Consider the following 21,231-nt stretch of genomic DNA (forward strand, 5'->3'; position numbering starts at 1 on the left):
GCTCCGATCAATGATGCTGGTCTGCGACGAGCGGTAAGCGGCAAGTGGCAAGTGGCCGACAGAAACCGATAGCAGAGAATGCCATGTGCAACAGCTCGTCGGTGGAGTAGGTGTCGGCGACGGCCGCCACCCCCTGGCCCAGGTCGGCTACCTGGCACTAGGGGGTGGGGAGCGTCACCGCCGTTACCGGGAAGCGTCGGCCCCTATGGACGGCAGATAGCGCGGTGCTCGCCAGGCGTCGAGCCGGTGCTCCACGGCGGCCCCCAGCGACAAAAGCTTGGCGTCCTGCTGGTCACCGGCCATCAGAAGCAGCCCCACAGGTAGCTCGTTCACGAATCCGGCAGGCACCGACAACGACGGATACCCGGCTACGGCCGCCGGGGTGGAGGACGGAATCACGTCGCTGTCGCCCCGCGCGCAGTCGGTCGTCCAGGCGGGCGGATTCGTCGGCGAGGCGATGGCGTCGAGCCGATGGGCGGCCATGGTCTCATCGATGGACCGCCGGGAGAGATCCTTCAACTCGGCGCGCTTCGCCCGGTACGCCGGATCGGTGGTGGGTGGCGCGGCGAGGGCCTGCTCGAAAAGCTCCTGACCGGCGAAGCACGTCCGCTCCGCCGGATGGGCGCGATTGAACTCGATCAGCTCGGCGAGATTCCGGGGCCCGCTACGGGTGGCGAGATAGGCGTCGATGTCCCGGTGAAACTCACTCAGCAGAGCCGGGAATTCCAGCTCGGCGAGCCGGTCCTGATAGGGAGGCGTCACCTCCACGACCTCGGCACCCGCCGCGCGCAGCTTTTTCGCCGTACGCATCATCAACGCATCGACCTCCGGCCCGAGCGCGGGCAGCCGCCACAGGCCGATCCGCCGGCCGTGCAGACCGCCGGTGCGCGCCGGTTCGTCCGGGCGGGCGACGGCGCCGCCGCTGAGCACCGAGAGGGTGAGGGCGGCATCGGTCACATTGCGCGCCATGGGCCCGGCGGTGTCCTGCTCGGCGGAGATCGGCACCACGCCGGCCCGGCTGACCAGCCCAAGACTCGGTTTGTGACCAACCACCCCGTTCATCCCGGCCGGGCACACGATCGAACCGTCCGTTTCGGTCCCGATCGCCACCTGGGCCAGCGACGCAGCGAGCGCTGCGGCCGAACCGGAGGACGACCCGCACGGGTTCCGGTCCAGTACGTACGGATTGTTGGTCTGCCCGCCCACCGCCGACCACCCCGACGTCGGCTTCGCCGCCCGGAAGTTGGCCCACTCGGACAGATTGGTCTTGCCGAGAATCACCGCCCCCGCGTCCCGCAGACGGGTCACCAGAGCGGCATCGGTCTCCGGCGGCCTCCCGGCCAACGCCAGCGACCCGGCCGTGGTCGGCATGCTCCAGGTGTTCACGTTGTCCTTCAGCAGGACGGGTATGCCGTCGAGCGGACCACGGACGTCACCGCGCCGATGCCTGGCATCGCTGGCAGCAGCCTGACGCAGAGCCGTCGGATCGGTACGCAGCACCGCATGGACCTTGGGATCAACGCTCTTGATCCGCCCCAAATACGCAGCGGTCAACGCCCGCGACGTCAGCGACCCGTCCGCCATCCGAGCCTGCAGCTCAGGGATCGTCACCCTGTCGAGATCAACTCCCAACACCGATGGCGAATCGACCGTCGGTGAACCGCCTGGTAACGAACCGGCCGGTGACGACGCACCGCCGAAGGCCGGCTCGGCGGCTTTCGCATGCGGCAGCGGCGTTCCCGTCCCCAAAGCCGCCGAAACCAGGGCGACGACCAGTACGGCAACCTGTCTTCTTCCCGTTTTCCCCATGACCGGTAGCCGACTACAGCCCGACTTCCGGCGCAAGAGCGCCGCAATCCGCTCCGCGCGGCTCCCGGCCCAGCCTCCGCAGGCCGGCCGAGGCTTCACCCGCACCGGTTCGCACCGGTCGGCCGGCTTCCGACCGGTGACCGACAGGGCGTGACCTCACTGAGGATAAGACCTGTCCACAGTAAGATCGCCGTCCTTGCTCCATTTCTGGCGGCGAACGCACCTCCCTTTGTCGTCGAAAACGTAGTGTTGGGCGAGCTGGCCGTTCGGGTGCCATTTACGCCACTCGCCGACCACCTTTCCCATTTCATTCTGTCCTTCTGTCCTCTTCGACCCATCGGAGTACCACTGGGCCTGCGGCCCGTCCGGGATTCCCTGTGTGTAGTTCGAGAGGCTGATCACTCGGCCTTCGGTGTCCCTCGCGATCACTTCGCCGGTAAAGAGATCTTCTCCATGCCAGACGCGCAGGTGCTCATCCATGTAGGAGTCTTCTTCTTCAATGCGCATTGTTACTCCAGTACGGGCGGGATCTGTGTGTCATTAATTCGCTAACCCTCAGGTGGGAACGGAGGGCGACCGGTGCAAACTCGGAACATCTCTGAAAAGATGCACTGCGATTGAGTGGTTGACGCTGGCGCGTTCATCGCGTTCTATAGAGCACAGCCTTACAATTCTCCGCGAGACGGGCCAGCCAGTCGTTTGCAGGACGAGCCGGGGCGGTGGGTGACGGAGCCATCGCGGGAATCTGTGCTTCGGCAAGGAAGGTTTCCGTCTCCAGACCGGTTCACCGACGGGGTTTACGCCCTTTGCGTGTTTTGCTGGTTCCGGAAAGCGAGGTGTCAGTTTTCCTTGGCCTGATCAGAGTGGCGGGCGGCCATTGCGCTCGGCAATATCCCAGGTGCCATCCTCGAATTCCATGCCGCCAAGGACCGCCTCCCACGGCTCGCTGTCGGCCGCCTGAGGATCGATCTGGCGGTACCAGGCATTGAGTGCGCGTTGAGCATCCCGTCGGTCGGCGCGCGACGAGTAATTCACACGACGAAATTCATCGAACAAGCGCACCATGGTGAAAAATTGCGGAAGGCTGCTACCAACCGGGGCCTCATCGATGCCGTGACCTGTGCCCCGCAGAACCTGTCCCGTTGCGCCATCCAAGAACAGGCCGGCGTGCATCCAGGAGCCGAGAGAGTAAAAAGGCCCCCTATCGGCACTGGCTGAACTCGCTTGTGGAGTCTGCGAGGAGGGCACCAGGCCGCCCCCCGTTTGCAGGTGCAGCAAGCCGGACAAAGCAGGCAGTCCCACATCGGTGAGGTAGCGGCGCGTCCGCAAGTCCCGTACGCCTTCCGGGATCTCGTGGGCGTGAAGCACCCGCCACCTTTCCGCACCGAAGGTTTCCTGCAGCCATCTCCTGCTTCCCGGCGCGCCATTTGCCGCAGCCGTGGCGCCAGGTGGAACGGCGGGAATCGCAAGTTGGACGTGCTCCCCGAGCAGGGGGGTGGTGAGCCAGGCTGGTGCAGTAGTGGGTAGTTCAGCGCTGCTGATGACAGCGAACATGCCACCATCTCCGGCGAACACCCACATACCATCGACCTCGACTCCTTGTGTGACGGCACTTGGGGCTCGCACAGGAGCGGTTGTCGCCTCATGCTCCAGCTCCCACTCGCCGTCTAGTTGTTCCGCGAACGCTGCGCGGACACCATCAGGGACTCGGTCGTAGATCCATTCGGCTTCGTTGAGGGGCTGAGGGACGACGGTAGGATTACCGAGAGGTTCCCCAGTGGCGGGACACCATTCTTGGTGCACATACCTGTGATCTGGAACTGTTGCCTTGTCCGTCGTGATATCACGGGTGGTGAACACCCTCGTGCCCTTTGGGGTCGAGGAGATGCCGAGTTCGTCGACCCTTCCCACCTCCCCTTCTATAGAACCGAACGATCCGCTAGGCCGCCAGCGTGACCAGACCGTTCGCCAGGGAAGTTCGATCCCCGAATCGGCCAGATCCTGGGCAAACTCCCTATCCCCCCTGTTGAGCGCGGAGTGATGAAGCCAGGCCACCCACTCGCCTTGTGTCAGCAGGTGTGCGCCTTGAGCCTCGAGGAGGCGCACATCAGCAGCGACACTGCGCGGGGATACGCCATTTGGGTAGGCCAATGGAAGCGCGTCCCATAGAGACCTATAGGCTATATGTGCCAGTACCTTTCCCTGCGACAGGATGTCACCCAGGGACCCGGCTTTTACCGCGTGTGCTGGGAGCGCACGTGTTGCATAGCGTCGCACTGCACTAGCTGTGTGACCGGGCCGCTCCTGAATGTTGTCCGAGAGGACTTTCGACAGGTGCGACGTGATGCGGCGTTGTGTTACCTGGTCGGCTGGATGCCGCGAACGCCATAGGTGGGCGAGCGAGCGGTCCTTGGTCGACAGCAGTAGTTCTCCTGCTTCGCCGTGCTCAGCAGTCAATACCTCAGGGTACCTGGCCGCTAGTGAGGACCAGTCGACAGGCGGACGAGATGAGTTGGCGAGTTCGCACAGGAGGCTACACACCGCCACGGGCGTCGCTCGCAATTCGGATCCCGCCAAGACCTTGAGGGCGTGTACAAGTTCAGGATCAAAACGTGATTCGGCGACGTCATCGGACATACTGCTGAAGCCATTGGACAGGGGCACGCTATGGTCCCGCGCAGGAGGAGAGCCGAGGCGCTCGGCGTCCCACTCCAGGGCCAGGTGAATGTCTGCGTTCGGAGCCCACGAAATGAGAGAGGACAACGCTCCTGTCACTCTGTGAGGCTCGGAAGACGTGAAGGTTTCGCCAGCCCATTGGGCGTTGGCGAGGACTATCGTATGCGTCCCACGCAAATTTTTACGGAGCGCCTTACGGCCATTCCGGAGATCGCTGCAGTCGAGCGGAGCACCAAAGGCTGCCCATGTACGTAGGGCAACCTCCTCTGCTGTCAGGCCCAGACAGTCCACGAAGATCGCTCCGGGGACACGGCCGGCGACCTTCCACAAAAAAGCGGTCTTACCCGAACCACTCTTGCCCTCGACCACCAGCCGTCTCCGGACACCCTGATGATCTTCTCGCCATTGTTGGATCGTTGTCCACAGATGATCGTTCTGCGTTGACATAAGCGAATCACTCGCACTCTTCGTCCGGGGAATCAAGACTTTACCTTAAGAGAGCAATCCTCTTCCTGCGAAGCTGATTCACAGGCCCTTCAGTCGATCGACGTATGCCTCTCCTTCGGCGGTGAAGGCTTCACGCGCGTCATCCTTGGCCTGCCGGATTTGATCGCCAAGCCCTTCGGCGCGCAGCTCTGCTTCGTTTTCCACGCGTCCTCTGCGGAACCCTGTCCCGTAGAAGATTGGAACCTTCTTGTCGAGCGTCTTGGCAAGGTAGGAGGAACAATCGTTCCCGGATGCGGGGCCGCAAGGCTCACGCTCGGTGTAAAGACTCTTTGTTTTGAGTGGCGCCTTTCCATCCTTTACTCTTTGTTCGTTGATTGCGTTAACGTAATCCATGACGTGGGGCTCGGAGTGGACGCCGCTGGCCCACTCGATTCCCATGGGGAGGGAGCTGTCGGAAATATAATGGGCGGCACCCGTTTCCGGATCGTGTACCTCTACAACCACATAATTTCGATTCGACCAGTCACCTTTGTTCTCGCCTGTCAATTCCTTGAATGCGTTTGCGGTGTACTTGCGGCCTTCGTCTGCAAACGCAGATTTCAAGTCACGACGTACGTCGTTCCGATCCGGAATGCTCTGCTGTTGGTGGTAGAAGCTGCCTGCGGAGCGATGTCCGGTGGCGTTCATCTTTTGAGAAAGTTTCTGGCGGAATTCATTCTGGCGTTCTTGCTTTTCCTTTCCTTCTGTGGTGCTCGGGTCGTGGTCCAGCGGGCGATTGTCTGGATGGTTTGGGTTCGGGACACTTGGGTCCAGCGCGCCAACTTCGAGTTCTCTGTGGAATCTCAGCGAGAGACGGGTGATAGCCGCGACTGCCGCGGTCTGTTGACCGCGCGAAAGTTCGTCGAAGCTGGGGTCACGCAGTGTATCTGTGAGCGTTTGCTTTGATATCCCCTGGGGTTGTCCTGGTTTTCCGCATTGTTGCAACAGGTCGCGAAGCTGGCCGTTGTTTCCCCAAGTGAGCTGTACTGAGATTTGTGGAGTCCCTGATGCCAGGGTTACCGTCCTGGCGAAGGAGAACCACCAGCACCATGGCAGCACCCCGTAAGTATCCGGACGAACTGCGCGAGCGCGCGATTCGCGAGGTCCGTACCACCGGCCGCCCGATCGCGCACGTCGCGAAGGACCTGGGCATCCACAAGGAGGCCCTGCGAGGCTGGGTCCGCCAGGCCGAGGCCGACCGCGGCGAGCGCGGCGACCGGCTCACCACCGCCGAGCTCGACGAGTTGAAGCAACTCCGCAGGGAAGTAGCGGAGTTGAGGCGGGCGAACGAGATCCTGAAAGCTGCCTCGGTGTTTTTTGCCCAGGAGATCGACCGTCCCCGGACGAGGCCGAGCAGGTGATCGACCACCTGCGTGACAAGGGTCTCGGGGTCGATCCCGTCTGCCGGGTGCTGGACCTGTCGCCGTTGACGTACTTCGCCCGCAAGAAGCGGCCGAAGTCGGCCCGCCGGCTCCGTGACGAGCAGCTCATCCCGCTGATCGAGCAGGTCCACGCGGAGTCGGGCGGCACCTACGGCGCCCGCCGGATCACCCGCGCCCTGGGGCGCAAGGGTGTCGAGGTGGCCCGCTGCACCGTCGAGCGGCTGATGGCCGAGCTGGGCCTGGAGGGCGTCATCCGTGGCCGTCGACGCCGGACCATGATTCCGGAACCGTCGGCGCCGCGTCCGCCGGACCTGGTCGACCGCGACTTCACCGCCTCCCGGCCCGATCAGTTGTGGGTGGCGGACATGACGTATGTCCGCACCTGGTCGGGATGGGCGTATGTGGCGTTCGTCCTGGACGTGTACTCGCGGATGATCGTCGGCTGGCAGGTCGCGAACCATATGCGGACCGGACTCCCGATGGACGCCCTGGAGATGGCGCTCTGGCGGCGTCGGATCAAGAAGGACTCCGGACTGATACACCACAGCGATCGCGGGTCGCAATACGTATCAATTCGGTATACCGACCGGCTCGCCGACATCGGCGCCTCCGCCTCCGTCGGCTCCGTCGCGGACTCGTACGACAACGCGATGGCCGAGGCGCTGAACGGCACCTTCAAGGCCGAGCTGATCGAGATGCAGGGCCCCTGGAAGGACGTCGACCAGGTCGAACGCGCGATCTTCCAGTGGATCACCTGGTACAACGAAGAACGCCTCCACTCCGCACTCGACTACGTACCGCCCGCCGAGTACGAGGAAGCCTTCTGGCGAAGCCAGGAGCAAACCCCGCAGTCCGCCTGAAGCAAGATCACCGGACTCTACGAAACTCGGGGCAGCTCAAACCTGTCTTCTTCCCGTTTTCCCCATGACCGGTAGCCGACTACAGCCCGACTTCCGGCGCAAGAGCGCCGCAATCCGCTCCGCGCGGCTCCCGTGCCCAGCCTCCCCAGGCCGGCCGAGGCTTCACCCGCACCGGTTCGCACTGGTCGGCCGGCTTCCGACCGGTGACCGACAGGGCGTGACCTCACTGAGGATAAGACCTGTCCACAGTGAGATCGCCGTCCTTGCTCCATTTCTGGCGGCGAACGCACCTCCCTTTGTCGTCGAAAACGTAGTGTTGGGCGAGCTGGCCGTCCGGGTGCCATTTACGCCATTCGCCGACCACCTTCCCCATTTCATTCTGTCCTTCTGTCTTCTTCGAGCCATCGGAATACCACTGGGCCTGCGGCCCGTCCGGGATTCCCTGGGTGTAGTTCGAGAGGCTGATCACTCGGCCTTCGGTGTCCCTCGCGATCACTTCGCCGGTGAAGAGATCTTCTCCATGCCAGACGCGCAGGTGCTCATCCGTGTAGGAGTCTTCTTCTTCAATGCGCATTGTTATCGCTGCGATCAAGCGGTGGCGGCGCCGGCCGTAGAGCGCATCACATGATGTCCCAGTAGTAGTCGTCCAGCACATGCTGCCAGGCACGGGATGAGGCCGCCGGCGCGTCGATCGCTGCCAGCCAGTGCTGGATTTCTTCCAAGACGTGGTCGGAGTCGCAACCCTTCTGCTTGTAGACGGGCATGTGACTCCAGTACACACCGAGCATCACGGTGAAAGATTCCAGACTGGATCCCACCATCGTGATCTCCGGATGGGACCGGTCAGGGCCCAGAACCGACGTCACGAGCACCACTCGGCCGGTCTTGCCGTCGAGGCAGAGCAGCCCATTGATCCACGTCCCGAGTGCGTAATGCGACTCCGGTACCGTGATGGCGGGTCGGACGTCGGGAAAGCGCGTGGCAACGTCCTGGAGCCCGCCTTGCGAGAGATCGACGGTGTGCATGTTCAACGTGTAGTAGCGGGATACCGCAGGAAATCCGGTGGAGGTGAGGAAGTCACGAGTTGCTGGATCCGATACATCCGCCGGGATGTCGGCGGGGGCCAGCCGGTGTACGACGCCCTCGCCGAAGAGACGCTCCAATTGTTGGTGAGTGGGCTGGAGCCGGGTCGTGTCCAGTGGTCTTGGCACGATGCGACCGTGCGGCCGGTTGGCGAGTTGAACGTACGGCTTTGACGACGTAGTCACATGCTCGGCATCGACCTCGATGGCGAAGAGGCCGCCGTCACCGCCCAGCACGATCAGTGAACCGCAGGCGAGGGCGTCTTCCAATTGGAGTATCCGGATCGTGCCGACAAGGCCTTCTCGGCCAGCCTCGCGAAGGTGCAGTACGCTCGATATGTCCCAGTCCAGCTCGACTTCCCAGCGGGCGGAGTGCTCATGACTCTGTGCCCGGTCGGTGTCGGCCAAAGGCGCCTGGTCCTGAATCAGACGTCCGGTGGCCGCTTCCCACACCTGTTCGTCGCCGGCTCGGTTGACACTGATCACCAAGCCGTCCTGGTCGGCCGGCCGCAACTCGATGATGCCATGCGGCCACGGGTCGGGTGTGTTGAAACAGCCGGCCGGCCTCCAGTGCGACCACACGGTCCGCCACGGCAATGACAAACCTGCCGAGCTGATGGCATTGGCCCGTTCGATATCCCCCAGTTGATTGCCGTGTGGTGCAACCAAGCCAACCATTCGGCGTGTGATTCAGGAGCGATGCCGAGCGCGTCGAGGTAGTGGATATCGGCTGCCGGCGTGCCCGGCACTATGCCGTCAGGGAACTCGCTGGGCAGTACTTCGAGGACAGAATCACGATCGCAGCGGGCCAGGGCTCGGGCGTCCGCCAGTACGTCGGCAAGTTTCCCGGCGGCTGCGGCATGTGGTGCCAGCGCGCGCTTCTCGTACGAGGCGAGCGCACGTCGTTCCTCGCGTTCGGCCTGCGAGAGGAAAAGCTGCAGTACGGTCCGGTGAAAGGCGTCTGCCTCATCATTCGGAGTGCTTTTCCGCAGCACGGCAGCCGCACATTGTGGGGAAAACAGTACACTTTCGTCCTCCGAGCCGCCGAAGGACAAGAAAGAGCAGCGATCAACCAAATCGCTCAGTTCTGCCGTACCGAACCGAAGGCCGCGCAAGTGGCACAGGGCGCTCCACTCGCTGAGCGTCACGCGCTTGGTCTCGGCGAGCGCCAGGGTCTGCAGGGCCGCCAACTGGTTTTCAGGCAGTTCTTCACACTCGGCCTGAAGTCTTTCCGGGCCTGTCGTGGCGGGCATGCGAACGACTGGAGCCCGCTCCCAGAGACTGACGAGACTGCTGTCGATCTCGGCGATGAACCTGACTTTCGAAGGAGGGTTGCGGGGATGGAACGACGAGAGCACGTCTTTGCGAATGTGTTGCGCCTCACGACCGTATCGCGTGTCGCCGCTCCACTGAATATTGGCCAGTAGAATCAGTGGGCTTTCCTCGCACTCCTCGAGGGCATCCGAAAAGTCACTGGGGCCATAACGAAAAGACGATGAGGGCAGGCCAATTGCCTCTGCCAGCTTTTCCAGCAACTGTTGTGCGGTAATTCCGGTGGCATCTATGAGAATAGTGTTCTGTCGCGTCTGGTGCAGCAGCTCCAACACGCTGCTCTTGCCGGACATGGCAGGGCCGTCGAGGTAAAGCACTTCGCCGGGGAAATGCCAGGATGTAATGTGCGACTCGATTGCTTCCATTGCGTTTTCGCTGGGAGTGATTTCCATCTCGCCTCATCTGAAATATGTGCAGGAAATTCTGTGGATGCCTAGGAGTGCAGGCCATCCGGCCCCATTATCATAATCCAAGACCTGGCAAGCCTCGACATGTTGTTGGCGAAGTCTTTGTCGAACTCTTTCTTGTGGTTGATCGAATTTTCTTCACCGCCTTCTATCAGTTCGGCATTCTTTCGGTACCCGGTGGCGTAATAGATGTCAACGCCTGGTACGCGGCTGGACAGTACTTTCGCGCAGTTCGCGTAACCTTGAGCTCGACCGCAGGGTTCACGGTCTGAATAGAGGCTCAAGGGCTCGTATTTTTCCCCGTCCTCGCGTTGATCGTTCAGCCTGTCGAGTGAGTCCAGTATGTGACTTTCCGAGTGCTGTCCAGTGACTTCACCGTCCGCTGGATAGGAGCTGTCCACGATGTATACGACTTGTTTGCTCTTCGGATCGTACACTTCTACGGCGGCATAATTTCTTCCGGTGAAGTCCGGGTGGTGGTCCCCCGATGCCTTCAACGCGTTGAGAATTTTACGGCCGGTGAAGGTTTTTTCGAGTTCTTCCTGGAAAATGGGATCTTTTCGATGGCGGGCGGCCCAATTGGCGCCCTTATGGGCCTCCACGGCAGGGTTGTGGGTGACGTCGGCTCCCTTCGGTAGCGAATTTCCGTCGTCATCAGTACCCTTTTGAACAGCAGCTTCTGACGGTGCGTAGGGGTGGTGTGAATATTCCGGGCTGCTGCCGACGGCGTGTGCCGCGTGGAAGGCAGCACTGAACCGGGCCAGGGCAGCCACGACGGCACCCCGTTCCCCAGGATGCATATCAGCAAAACCAGGGAGAGCCTGGGCCAGGTCGTCGGAGGTGAGTACTGTCCGCTGGGGTTCGCCATTGGGGTGGAGCAGGACATTCCCTTGCTCGTCCCTCTGAGGCTCAGTCAGACGCAATACGTCTGCGAGAGGGATGTTCCCATGCGGAGGCTGAGGCACTGCCCAGCCTTCAAGGCTCTGATATACCGGGTCCATTTCGACCCGGCGCACGTCATTCGTCTGCCGGAGATTCTGTTGATCCGGCATGGGGTACATGTCGTGATGGACGGAGCTGACCGTCTCCACCGGCCCCAGTCGTGGGTGCTGCTTTCGCTGGGGATCGTTCTTGGGGTGGTCCGGGTCCTCCGAGTGTTGAGGCTCGGCACCGGCCGGTGTGGCTGGGGCGCGTCGCTGCGTACCTGCGTGGTTGTCCGATGGGGCGGAGTTGGCATCCGGGACGACAGGGCGGCGGTCGGGATGCAGCGGGATGGCGTGGACGCCGTGGTCGCCGTTGTGGAGGGGGGTGTTGCTACGGCGGCCGGTTTGGGCGTCTATGTAGGTGATTTTGCCGTTGTGGTTGACGGCATTCCAGGCGTGGGCGCGGCCGTGGCGGTCCTGGGTGACGATGACGGCCTGGGAGCCGTGGCCGGCCTGGCGAAGGGTGTTCTCCAGGCGGTTGAAGGCGTCACGGCCGTTGCCGTAGTCGCCGAAGCGTGCGCCGAGGGTGTTCTCGATGCGGTCGCGGCCACCGGTTTCACCCCGGTCGGACGGGGTGCCGTCCGCGTTCAGGTCAGGGGTGCGGTGGGCTGCGGCGGTGGGGTTGCCTGAGTAGGTGTCGGCCGTCGCCAGGGCGGCGTCGACACAGTTGTTGTTACGGCCGGGGGCGTCGGGGCCGGGTTCGTTGATGCGGTTGACCCAGTCGCCGTGCTCGGGGTCCGGGTGCGGCTCCGGGTTGCCGTTTTCGTCCCGGGGAACCGAGTCCGCGACATGCTGCTGGTGGTGGTCGGTGGGACCTTCCAGGCCGCCGGGGCGCTCGCGGTTGCGGGTCTCGGAGGCGGGTGTCGGGTCGCCGTGGTGGTCGGACGGGTCGCTCGGGTCGGAGTGGGGGGTGTGCTGGGGCTGGCCTTCGTGGTCCGGCTGGTTCTGGTGGTCGGGACGGTCGGGAGTGGTGCCTTCGGTGCGATCACTGGGCGCATCAGGGTGTGAGGGATCGCTGACGCCCGCCGGGTCGTGGGGCACCTGGCGTTCGGGGGCGTCGGTGTCCGCGCCGGCGGGGTGGTGGGGGTATGGGGGTTGCTGCTGCTGTGGGTAGGGCTGGTTCTGGTAGGGGGACGGGGGATGGGGCTGCTGGTACGGGTTCGGGTGCTGTTGGTGGGGCTGCTGGTATGGGCTCTGGTGGGGTTGCTGGTAGGGGTTGGGTTGCTGAGGGTGAGGTTGAGGCTGCTGGAGGTATGGGTTGGGCTGTTGGTAGGGGTTCGGGTTTGGTTGTTGATACGGATGCGGCTGCGGCGGCTGCTGGTAGGGGTTGGGCTGGTGGGGCTGGACGTACGGGTTCTGGTGTTGCGGGTGGGGCTGCTGCTGTGAGTAGGGCTGGGGCTGAGGCTGCTGGTGGGGTTGTTGGGGCGGCTGCTGTTGTGGGTGCGGCTGGACGTAGGGGTTCTGCTGGTAGGGCTGCTGGTGCTGGACAGGCTGAGGCTGGGGGTGGGGCTGAGGGTGTTGCTGTTGGGGGGTGGGGTGGGGGGTTTGGGTTTGGGTGGGGATGTAGGGGTTGCGGTTGGCGTCGAGGGTTAGGTGCCAGACGCGGTCGGCGTGGGTGTGGATGGGTTGCTGGCTGATCTGGCCGGTCTGGCTGTCGACCCAGATGACGCGGCCGTTGTGGTTGACGGCGTTGAAGACGTGCGCGCCACCGTCGGTGCCGTCGGCGTTCTTCGGCCAGGTGACGAGGACGGCGGCGCCGGCGCCGTGGCAGGCCTGGCGGAGCTCGTCGGCGATACGGGCGTAGCTGTCGTGGGCGTTCTGGCCCGAGTCGCGGAAGGGGGTGCCCGCCCAGTTCATGATGTTCTGGGCGCCGTCCCGTTCTCCGCTGAACCGGTCGAGCTTGCCCTTGCTGTCCGTGTCCAGCGTGCGTGGCGCGGAGACCTGGGGGTTGCCGTACCAGGATTCCAGGAACGAGCGGGTGCAGTCGGCGCAGTTGTTGGAGCGCCCGGGCACGCCGGTGCCGCCGTCGTTCTGGTAGCGGGCCCAGTGCTGGAACGGGTCCGGGTGCTGCTGCGGGGTGCCGTCGGGGTTGCGCGGGAAGACGTTCAGCAGGGCTTGTTGGTCGTGTGGGGCCGGGGAGTTCAGGCCGCTCGGGTGGTGGTTGAGGCTGTTGCGGATGTCCTGGTAGCTCGGGCGCGGCGGGTGCTGAGGAGCCGGCGGCTGTTGGTGCTGCGGGGGCTGCTGAGGGTGAGGCTGCTGGTGTTGCTGGGGCTGCGCCTGGTTTTGGGCATGGTGGGGCTGGGGCGGCTGCTGGGCGTACTGCTGGTATGGCGCTTGGTGCGGCTGTTGGGGAGCGGCTTGGTGGGGTTGTTGCTGCTGGTGGTGGTTGTAGGGGGTGGGCTGGTGGCTTTGCAGGGTGGGCTGGTGGGGGGCGGGTTGGTGCGGCTGCTGGTACGGGTTGGGCTGGTGTGGCGCCGCCTGGTGGGGGGCCGCCTGGTGGGGTTGCTGGTACGGGTTGGGTTGGTACGGGTTGGGTTGGTGGGGGGTGGGCTGGTGGGCGACAGCCTGGTGGGGTTGTTGGTAGGGATTGGGTTGGTGTGGCGCCGCCTGGTGGGGGCCGCCTGGTGCGGCTGCTGGTAGGGGTTGGGCTGCGGCTGGTGCGGCTGGTGCGGCTGGTGGGGGGTGTTCGGGTGGGGTACGGCGGGTTGCTGGGCGTCCGGCCGGGGGTGTTGGGGCGCGGGGTGTCTTGGTCCGGGCGGGGGCGCTCGTGGTCGCGGTTTGAAGGTGATGGGTCCGGGTGTGGCTGTGCGCGGTCCGGACCGTGATCGGACGGGTGGTTGGAAGTGTCCGGGCGGGGGTTGGGTTGCTGCCCGTTCTGCTCGGGGCGGGGGCGGTCCGGGTGGGGCTGTTGGGTGGGGTCCTGGACGATTTGGGAGCCGTCGGGGCGGCGGTTGTTGTGTGGAGGCGTGGTGGGGGTGGTGGGGCGGGGGCCGTCCAGGCGGGGGTTGTACGGCGGGCGGTCGGGGCGCTGCTGCTGGGTGACGTCCTGGATGGGCCGACGGCCGCCGTCGGGGCGGCGGTTGGGCTGCGAGGAAACGTTTCCGTTGGACGGCGTGGTGCTGCGGGGGGCAGCGGAATGCGCGGTGGTGGGGCCCGACTGCGGGGGCACGGTGGTGGGGGCGCCCATGACGGGGCCCGGGTTCTGCGGGGTGTTCTGCTGAGGGGTGGGCGAGGGCCCCGCGTCGGGGGTGGGGTGTGCGCGGTGGTGGGCGGCGGGGCGGTCGCGGTGGCCGCGGACTGGGTGGACAGCCCGGTGTCGTCGCCCACGTGCGGCATGGGGTCGCCCGGCGCGGGATCGCGCTGCTGTATGGGCTGGCTGTTGGAGGGCGAGTGCTGGACGGGGGCGCCCTGGGGCGGCGCGCTGACATGCGGCATGGAGGGACGTCCGCCGCCGGTGCCGGTTCCCGTACCGGAGCCGTTGTCGTTCGAGGGCGAGCTGGAACCGTCGTTGCTCGGAGGGTTGCCGCTGATGGGCTCAGGGCCGGGCGTGGAGGGCCTCGGCTCGGCGTCGGGCGTGCTGGAGGGCGCGTCCTGGCGCGGTGCCGACTGTTCCGGGGCGGAGTGGTCCGGGGCGGGGCCGGTGTCGGGGGCCGGTGCAGGGGCCGGTGTCGGAGAGGCGTCCGGGTGGGTGGGGGGCGGCGGCCCTGGGGTGGGCTGGGTGGAGACGTTGTTCGGGTTGTTGTTGTCGGGGTTGGGGCGTGCGGAGTCCGGGGTGTGGTCGGGTGCGGGCTGGGTGGTGATGTTGTCGTTGGGGTTGTTGTCCGGGTTCGGGCGGACGGAGTCGGGGGTGTGGTCCGGGGCCGGCTGGGTGGAGACCGGGTCCGGGGTAGGAGTGGGCGTGGGGCGGCTGGTGTCGGGAGCGGGAGTGTTGTCGGGGTGGGGGTTGGGGTTGTTGTCCGGATTGGGGCGTGCGGAGTCCGGGGTGTGGTCGGGCGCGGGCTGGGTGGAGACGTTGTTGGGGTTATTGTCCGGGTTCGGACGGGCGGAGTCCGGGGTGTGGTCCGGGGCCAGCTGGGTGGTTACGGAGTCCGGGGCGGGGCGGTTGCCCGAGTCCGGGGTGCCCGAGTCGTTGTGGGGGGAGGAGGCGTTGGGGGTGGTGTCCGCCCCGTACGGGTTGTGCTTGTCGCCACCCTGGTAACCGGTGTCGAAGGGCGAACGCTGCTCCGGCGGGGGCAACGGCTGCGGCTTCGGGCGGGAGGGGGAGCCGTCGGAGCCGTTGGGGCTGTTGGAGCTGTTGGAGCCGTGGCTGTTGTTCGAGCTGGAGGAGCCGTCTGAGCCGCTGCTGTTGCCGGAGGTGCCGGAGCCGCCGTGTCCGCCATCGCTTCCGCCGTTTGCGCTGGATCCGCTTGATCCGCCGGACCCACTCGGTCCGCCCGTCCCGCCGGATCCGCCGGAGTGCGAGCCCGAGCCGGAGCCGGACCCCGAGCCGGAGCCGGACCCCGAGCCGGAACCTGCGCCGGAGCCGGACCCCGAGCCGGAACCTGAGCCCGAGCCCGAGCCGGACCCCGAGCCGGATCCGCCGCCGTCGCCGCCCCCGCTGCCGCTCCCGCCGTCGCCGTGGTGGCCGGCGGCGGAGTCGAGGCCGTGGCGGGCGCGGCGGCCCGCCTTGCCGGCGGCGCCGTCGCGGAGGCTTTCGCCGAGGGTCTCGCCGGCGTTGTCGATGGCGTCCTTGGCGGCGGCCTTGCCCGCCTTGGCGGTGCGGCCGAGGTCGTAGCCCTTCTGGGCGCCGAAGTTCTGGTTGACGGTCTGTGCGATGATGTCGGAGACCATGGCCTCCAGTGCGGAGATCACCGGCTCCTTGGCGGCTTCCGCGATGGCCTCGAGGAGCTGCTTGGCGACTTCCTTGAGGATGCGGCGGACCACTTCACGGGTGGCCAGGGTCGCGCCGGCCGCGCCGATTTCGGACAGCCCGAGGGTGAAGGGTGCCGCGGCCTGTGCCGCGATGATTTCGGCGGCCAGGATCACCAATTGGGCTATGACGGCGATTTTCATGCCGATGACGAGCGCGGCAGCCGCTTCCAGCGTGTAAGCGATGACCTCGGCCGCCTGGCGGGCGTCGTCGAAATAGCCCGAGCCGCCGGAGAACTTCTCCCACGTCTTGTTGAAGCCCTCGATGGAGTCGCCGGTGTTCTGGCTGAGCACATTGCCCGCGGCGGTGTTGCCGCGGGCTTGGTAGCTCTCGACCTCCGATGCGAACTGCCGCCACACCTGGGCGCATTCGATCAGTTTGTCTTCGTCTGCCGTCGGCCAGTTGAAGCCGAGCATTTCGAGGATCCACTCAAGTGAATCCGGCAGCATCATGGACAAGGCGGAACTCCCCCGTGGACGTGCTCAGTACTGCTACTTGTGCTTACGGCTGCATATGGGAAGGCGGGTGCGGTGATCGGGCCTTCGGGCCGGGAATCAACAGGCCGGCCGGTTCAGCGGCCGGCCCGTCGGAACCGGTTCAGTGAGGTCTCGTGTAGTCGGTATAAGTGACCTTGACGTCGTCCTTCGGGGCCGTCGGGTCGCTCCACGCCTGTTTGTTATCGACGTGCTGCTTCATCAGGGAGTCGTTGAAGTCCTCACCCTCCGCGTAGTTCTTGGACATGGAGGTGAGTGCTTTGCCGATTTCCTGGAGCTTCGCGGAGAGGTGTCCCATCGATTCGTACATGCCGTCGCGCAGGCCCTCGTATGCGACGCCGAACTTCTCGCCGATCTCGTCGTCGCCCCACGGCGGGGAGTCGGCCTTGCTGTCCAGCGTCGTCAGGCCGCTCCAGAACTTCTCACCGAAGGACTTCTCCGGCTCCTTCGGCGTGCTGCCCGGCTTCGGCGGGGTGCCGGGCGGGCCCGCGCCCAGCGCGTGGAGGCCGTCCATTAGCCGTTTCACCGAGCTCTGGAAGTCCTCGCCCAGCTTGACGAAGCTGGTGCCTTCCGCCTTGAGGCTCTCCGGATCCGTCTGGAATCCGCCTGCGCCGGCCACAACGTCCCCCGTCGTAATGTTCGTCGATGATCGATGAGTTCTGCCCGCCAGAGTTTAGGGGGGCCTACTGACAGCCCGCCAAAGGCCGAACCTCTCGGCCGTACCTACGTCAGCGGCGGAGCGGAGTGGGGAGCGGCGGTGGCGGGGCCGGTATCCGTGAGTCGGTGTGTTCAGGGCGTGTTCGGGCGCTGTTGCATCTGGCGGTAGAGCTCCACGGCGGGCTCGGGCGGGAAGTTGGGGAGGAACGTCACTGCGCCGTCGGTCTTCGAGATGACGATGTTGCTGCCTCCGGGCGCGGAGGGCAGGGCGGTCGGGTCCTCGCGGGGCGGGTAGCCGGCGTAGACCAGGTAGCCGAGGTCGAACTCGTGGACCATGAGCGAGGCCGGGCCACCGGGCGAACCGACCTCGGGGAAGTGCATACGGCCGATCTCCAGCGCGTGGTCGGCGTCGGTGGGCACGATGACGGGCGGGATGGAGACGCCCGGCGGAGGGAAGGGCGGGGGGTAGGGAGGGAGCGGGGGAGGTTCGGACCCCGCGTTGCCGGGGGCGCTCCCCGTGTTCCCGGGCTGCTGCGGCGGTTGTGCCGGGTTCCCGCCCCAGTTCCCCGCCGGATTTCCGGCCGGGTGTCCGGACGGATTTGCGCCCGTGTTGTCGGGTTCCGTCATGGAACGTTCCTCCCGTTGCGTTGCCTTTGGCGACAGCGATGACTGCTGGTCAACTTAACGGACGCGGTGGAGGCGGATGTGGTTCTGGGGTGTGAGAGCCGTGGGAGGGGTATTGGGTGGAGGGTCAGCTTGCGGAGGTCGGGACCTGCTGGGCGGGCTGGTCGGTTGCTTCCGCATCGTTCGTTCGGGCCGTCCGGGCCGTCCGGGCCGTTTGGGCGGGGTGGCCCGCTTGGCCGTCCCCGTGGGCCGCCTGCATCCTGGCGCGGCCCTTCTTGGCCGTACGGATCGTGTAGAACATCAGCCCGGCCAGGAAGGCGAAGGGCAGCACGTTGGCGACCCCGACCATGGTGGCGGTGTCCAGTACGAAGGTGAGCGCGGCCTTGATGCCGGCCTCGACCAGGAAGGCGACGCCCCAGACGGCGGTGAGCCGGCGCTGGCTCTTCCGGAAGCCCGGGTACGCGTCCCAGAAGCCGTTCCAGCGGGCGATGCCCTCGGGAGTGCCGTCCGTGGCGAACTTTCGGCCGAAGTAGAACATCAGCGGGCGTGCCATGAACAGGCTGACCAGGTAAGCCGTGCCGACGAGGCCGGTCACCGCGGAGTCTTTCAGGAAGAGGAGCTTGGTGCTGCTGTAGACGAGGGAGCCGGCCGCCCCCAGCAGCAGCGTGAGGAGGATGAGCACGCTGAACTCGTCCAGCCGCCGGTGCAGGGCGTAATACAGGATCATTTCGACCACGGGCCAGCCGGAGATGATCAGCAGGGCCGTCTCCGGCCGTACACCGTGATCGGTGAGCTGTCCGTATGTGATCCAGGGCAGGACGATGCTGAACAGGACCGTGGGGCCCCAATTGAGCAGCAGGGTCTTCCCTGACCCCGAAGCCTTTCCTGGTCGGCTGCCGTCGTCAGCCATGGGATTCCGTTCCCCCGACATCGCGCTCACGCACACTCTCTTCCGGAAGCGATTGATCATCTGATCAACCGGGGGATCTTCGCATGGATCGGCGACGGTCATGAACACGCCAGCCGCGGGTTCGGGGACTCCTGCCGACGACCGCGGCCAGGACGGTGAGGGCCGGTATCAGGGCAAGGGCCGTCGTGCTCCCCTCCGCATCCGCGACCTGGGCGAACACCGCCGCTCCTGCCGCGCCGCCGGCCATGTCGAGGCTGTTGAGCCAGGACATCGTCTCGGTGACGCGCCCTTCCTGGGCCAGGTCGCCGCCCATGGTGCGCAGGGCCGCGAACAGAGCGCCGATCACCAGTCCGGCCAACGGGCAGACCAGGAGCACCGCCAGGGGCGAGAACCGCGCGGTCAGCGCCAGGGCGGCGGATCCGGCCGCGAACACGCAGAGCAGTACGGGAATCCTGGGGCCGCGGGACAGCAGGGTCGGGGCGGCGCCCAGGGCGAGGCTGCCCAGCACGCTGCCGACGGACAGCACACCCAGGTACGAGCCGGTCAGCCCGGCGGCGTCGTACTCCCGTGCGTAGATCGGCAGCACCACGTCCAAGGCGGTGACCGCCGCTACGAAGAGGCCGTTCGTGGCCAGCAGGCGCCGCAGAGGGGCCGAGGCCAGTGGTCCGAGCCGGGGCCGGGAACGACCTGGACGGCTGAGCCGGGGCCGGGAGCGACCCGGACGCGGGGCGGCGGAGGGGGAAGTGGCCGATGGCGCGGCGGTGCCGGCGGCGCTGGTCGTGCCGATGCCGCTGGTCGTGGTGAGGGTCGGTACCGCGATGACGGAGACAGTTGAGATGAGCGATATGGCCGCGAACGGTGCGAAGGGCGAGAGCGACAGGCTGAGCCAGCCGGCGAGCACCGGGCCGGTGATCAGCGCGGTGCCCGTCATGGAGGAGTCGAGGGCCATGGCAGTGGCCAGCGTCCCGGCGTCCATGGCGCCGCCGTGCCACAGGGAACGCATCATGACGGCGACGGGAGGGGCGGTCGCGCCCATGGCCGCGGCGAGTACGCAGACGGCGGCGGCCGGGCACGCGCCGCCGCTCGCCGTCAGGAGCAGCAGGACCGTGGCCGTCAGGTGTACGGCGAGGCAGCCGAGTAGGACCGGGCGGGGGGAGCGCCGGTCGATGAGCCGTCCGCGCAGCGGTGCGGTCAGCCCCTGGCCGATGGCCGAGCTGCTCACGGCGAGGCCCGCGGTTCCGTACGAGTAGTCACGGCTGACCAGGAGCAGCAGGCTCAGGCCGGCCATGCCGGGGGCCAGCTTCGACGCCATGCCGATCGCGGCGAGCCGCCGGAAGCCGGGTACGCCCGTCAACGCCCGGTAATTGCCGAGGAAACGCGGCGGAACAGTATCCGTCGGCCTGGTGGAGTCGGGGGAGGTGGAGTCGGTGGAATCGGTGGTGGGTTCGGCGGTGGAGCCGGTGGGGGAGCAGGCGGTGGGTTCGGTGGCGGGGGCCGTGCCTGGCCGGTCCACTAGCGGGACATCCGGGCGCGAAGGGCCGCGACGGACCAGGCGAGCACCGGCGCCAGGCTCTCCGGCGCGGGCCAGCCGTTGACCACCGCGAGCAGGTGCAGGTACTGGTCCCTGCGTGGGTCGTCCATGCTCTCCAGACGGGCCATGAGACGTCGGCGCAGTTCGGCGTCGTCGAGTCCGTCGTGTCCGGCAGGCTCGGCAGGCCCGGCAGGATCGGCAGGTCCGTCGGACCCGGCGGGCTGGCCGAGGATGTACGCGTAGTGCGCCGTGAGCGCCGCGACGACCGGCTCGGCCTCGGGCGAGGCCGGGTCGGTACCGGCCTCCAGGGCCGGCGTCACCTGGGCGCGTACGGCTTCGGCGAGGATGCGGGGCAGACCCGTGGCGTCGTCCGGGGCACGGTCGGTCGCCAGGTCCCGGGCCATGCCGCGCATGGTGGTACGGAAATCCCGGTCCTGGAACAGCTCGGCCAGGTTCACCCATGCCTCGATCTGTTCGGGTTCGGGGTTCTCGGGCAGCTCGGGAGTCATCGAGCGGGTGACCGCCGCGAAGGCCGGGTGGTCGTGCAGGCCGTCGAAGACGGTGCCGAGGAAGTCGTCGATCAGGGACTGCCGTTCGGCCGCGGAGAGCCTTGCCAGTCTGTGCATGAGATCCAGTTCCTTGGGGCTGGAGCCGCGCCTGGCCACCGCCGTCAGCACCGCGCGGCGCAGCCGCAGTACGCGGATCTGCACCTCCAGCGCCTCTGCGTGCGCCGCGGCCACCTCGGGCAGCGAGACCTCCCGGTCCACGACCTTCCGGATGGTGGCCAGGTCGAGTCCCAGGTCGCGCAGGGTGCGTACGAGATCGAGGCGGGCGACGGCGTCGGCCCCGTACAGGCGGTACCCGGCCGGGCTGCGGTCGGTCGGCGGCACGATGCCGGCGTCGGAGTAGAACCTGACGGTCTTGACCGTCAGTCCCGTCCGCCGTGCCAGATCGCCGATCGAGTGGAGCGTGTCGCTGTCGCCGTTCATGACCCCACCCTCACGTCTCCCCCTACTGGAGACTCAAGCCCTATGAGACAGACGAGCTCTACGAGCCCCGCGGGAACAGGAATGGGAAAGGGGCGGACTC

14 protein-coding genes are annotated in these 21,231 nt (G+C 66.2%); 1 reads left to right on the top strand and 13 read right to left on the bottom strand.

From position 1 onward, the window contains the following. Positions 1 to 183 precede the first annotated feature (183 nt). The 4 genes from KGS77_RS23285 to KGS77_RS23300 form a co-directional block, all read right to left on the bottom strand. A complete protein-coding gene (locus KGS77_RS23285; RefSeq protein ID WP_242584943.1) occupies positions 184 to 1,809 on the bottom strand; it encodes an amidase in 1,626 nt (541 codons plus the stop codon). 156 nt (positions 1,810 to 1,965) lie between these two features. Beyond that, on the bottom strand, positions 1,966 to 2,316 hold the full coding sequence (locus tag KGS77_RS23290) for a hypothetical protein (protein WP_242584944.1): 351 nt from the start codon (positions 2,314 to 2,316) through the stop codon (positions 1,966 to 1,968). A 351-nt stretch (positions 2,317 to 2,667) separates the two neighbouring features. Continuing rightward, positions 2,668 to 4,932, bottom strand: coding sequence for an SUKH-4 family immunity protein (locus KGS77_RS23295; RefSeq protein ID WP_242584945.1), 2,265 nt, complete (start codon positions 4,930 to 4,932; stop codon positions 2,668 to 2,670). A gap of 78 nt (positions 4,933 to 5,010) precedes the next feature. Then, entirely contained in the window at positions 5,011 to 6,030 is a 1,020-nt protein-coding gene (locus KGS77_RS23300; RefSeq protein WP_242584946.1) for a hypothetical protein, read from the bottom strand. Here KGS77_RS23300 and KGS77_RS23305 point away from each other — a divergent pair. Continuing rightward, a protein-coding gene (locus KGS77_RS23305; RefSeq protein WP_242584947.1) for an IS3 family transposase occupies positions 6,021 to 7,213 on the top strand; the annotation gives its coding sequence in 2 pieces (ribosomal slippage) (positions 6,021 to 6,285 and positions 6,285 to 7,213; 1,194 coding nt in all). The genes KGS77_RS23300 and KGS77_RS23305 overlap by 10 nt on opposite strands. A gap of 223 nt (positions 7,214 to 7,436) precedes the next feature. Here KGS77_RS23305 and KGS77_RS23310 read toward each other — a convergent pair. From KGS77_RS23310 to KGS77_RS23350, 9 genes are all read right to left on the bottom strand, one after another. Continuing rightward, positions 7,437 to 7,787 carry a hypothetical protein gene (locus KGS77_RS23310; RefSeq protein WP_242584948.1) on the bottom strand — a complete coding sequence of 117 codons (351 nt, stop codon included), beginning with the start codon at positions 7,785 to 7,787 and terminating at the stop codon, positions 7,437 to 7,439. Between the two features lie 46 nt (positions 7,788 to 7,833). Then, positions 7,834 to 8,781: an SUKH-4 family immunity protein gene (locus KGS77_RS23315; protein WP_242584949.1), complete on the bottom strand. Its 948-nt coding sequence runs from the start codon at positions 8,779 to 8,781 to the stop codon at positions 7,834 to 7,836. After that, a complete protein-coding gene (locus KGS77_RS23320) occupies positions 8,778 to 10,019 on the bottom strand; it encodes a hypothetical protein (RefSeq protein ID WP_242584950.1) in 1,242 nt (413 codons plus the stop codon). Before KGS77_RS23320 ends, KGS77_RS23315 begins: the two co-directional genes overlap by 4 nt. A 41-nt stretch (positions 10,020 to 10,060) precedes the next feature. Then, positions 10,061 to 16,378 (bottom strand): toxin glutamine deamidase domain-containing protein, encoded by a 6,318-nt coding sequence (locus tag KGS77_RS23325; protein ID WP_242587638.1) that lies wholly within the window; start codon positions 16,376 to 16,378, stop codon positions 10,061 to 10,063. A gap of 145 nt (positions 16,379 to 16,523) precedes the next feature. Next, positions 16,524 to 17,039 carry a hypothetical protein gene (locus KGS77_RS23330; RefSeq protein WP_242584951.1) on the bottom strand — a complete coding sequence of 172 codons (516 nt, stop codon included), beginning with the start codon at positions 17,037 to 17,039 and terminating at the stop codon, positions 16,524 to 16,526. 170 nt (positions 17,040 to 17,209) lie between these two features. Next, positions 17,210 to 17,704, bottom strand: a complete 495-nt coding sequence (locus KGS77_RS23335) for a hypothetical protein (protein WP_242584952.1) — start codon at positions 17,702 to 17,704, stop codon at positions 17,210 to 17,212. 124 nt (positions 17,705 to 17,828) lie between these two features. Beyond that, positions 17,829 to 18,611, bottom strand: a complete 783-nt coding sequence (locus KGS77_RS23340) for a VC0807 family protein (RefSeq protein WP_242584953.1) — start codon at positions 18,609 to 18,611, stop codon at positions 17,829 to 17,831. A gap of 64 nt (positions 18,612 to 18,675) precedes the next feature. Beyond that, on the bottom strand, positions 18,676 to 20,124 hold the full coding sequence (locus KGS77_RS23345; RefSeq protein WP_242584954.1) for an MFS transporter: 1,449 nt from the start codon (positions 20,122 to 20,124) through the stop codon (positions 18,676 to 18,678). Continuing rightward, on the bottom strand, positions 20,124 to 21,131 hold the full coding sequence (locus KGS77_RS23350; protein ID WP_242584955.1) for a MerR family transcriptional regulator: 1,008 nt from the start codon (positions 21,129 to 21,131) through the stop codon (positions 20,124 to 20,126). The genes KGS77_RS23345 and KGS77_RS23350 overlap by 1 nt, the downstream gene beginning before the upstream one ends. Positions 21,132 to 21,231: the final 100 nt, after the last annotated feature.

The organism is Streptomyces sp. MST-110588 (assembly GCF_022695595.1).
Taxonomy (GTDB): Bacteria; Actinomycetota; Actinomycetes; order Streptomycetales; family Streptomycetaceae; genus Streptomyces.

Bases quoted from the DNA above. Each gene is read 5' to 3' on its own strand.
- KGS77_RS23285 (WP_242584943.1), bottom strand. From the start codon at position 1,809: ATGGGGAAAACGGGAAGAAGACAGGTTGCCGTACTGGTCGTCGCCCTG.
- KGS77_RS23290 (WP_242584944.1), bottom strand. From the start codon at position 2,316: ATGCGCATTGAAGAAGAAGACTCCTACATGGATGAGCACCTGCGCGTC.
- KGS77_RS23295 (WP_242584945.1), bottom strand. From the start codon at position 4,932: ATGTCAACGCAGAACGATCATCTGTGGACAACGATCCAACAATGGCGA.
- KGS77_RS23310 (WP_242584948.1), bottom strand. From the start codon at position 7,787: ATGCGCATTGAAGAAGAAGACTCCTACACGGATGAGCACCTGCGCGTC.
- KGS77_RS23320 (WP_242584950.1), bottom strand. From the start codon at position 10,019: ATGGAAATCACTCCCAGCGAAAACGCAATGGAAGCAATCGAGTCGCAC.
- KGS77_RS23325 (WP_242587638.1), bottom strand. From the start codon at position 16,378: ATGATGCTGCCGGATTCACTTGAGTGGATCCTCGAAATGCTCGGCTTC.
- KGS77_RS23335 (WP_242584952.1), bottom strand. From the start codon at position 17,704: ATGACGGAACCCGACAACACGGGCGCAAATCCGTCCGGACACCCGGCC.
- KGS77_RS23340 (WP_242584953.1), bottom strand. From the start codon at position 18,611: ATGGCTGACGACGGCAGCCGACCAGGAAAGGCTTCGGGGTCAGGGAAG.
- KGS77_RS23350 (WP_242584955.1), bottom strand. From the start codon at position 21,131: ATGAACGGCGACAGCGACACGCTCCACTCGATCGGCGATCTGGCACGG.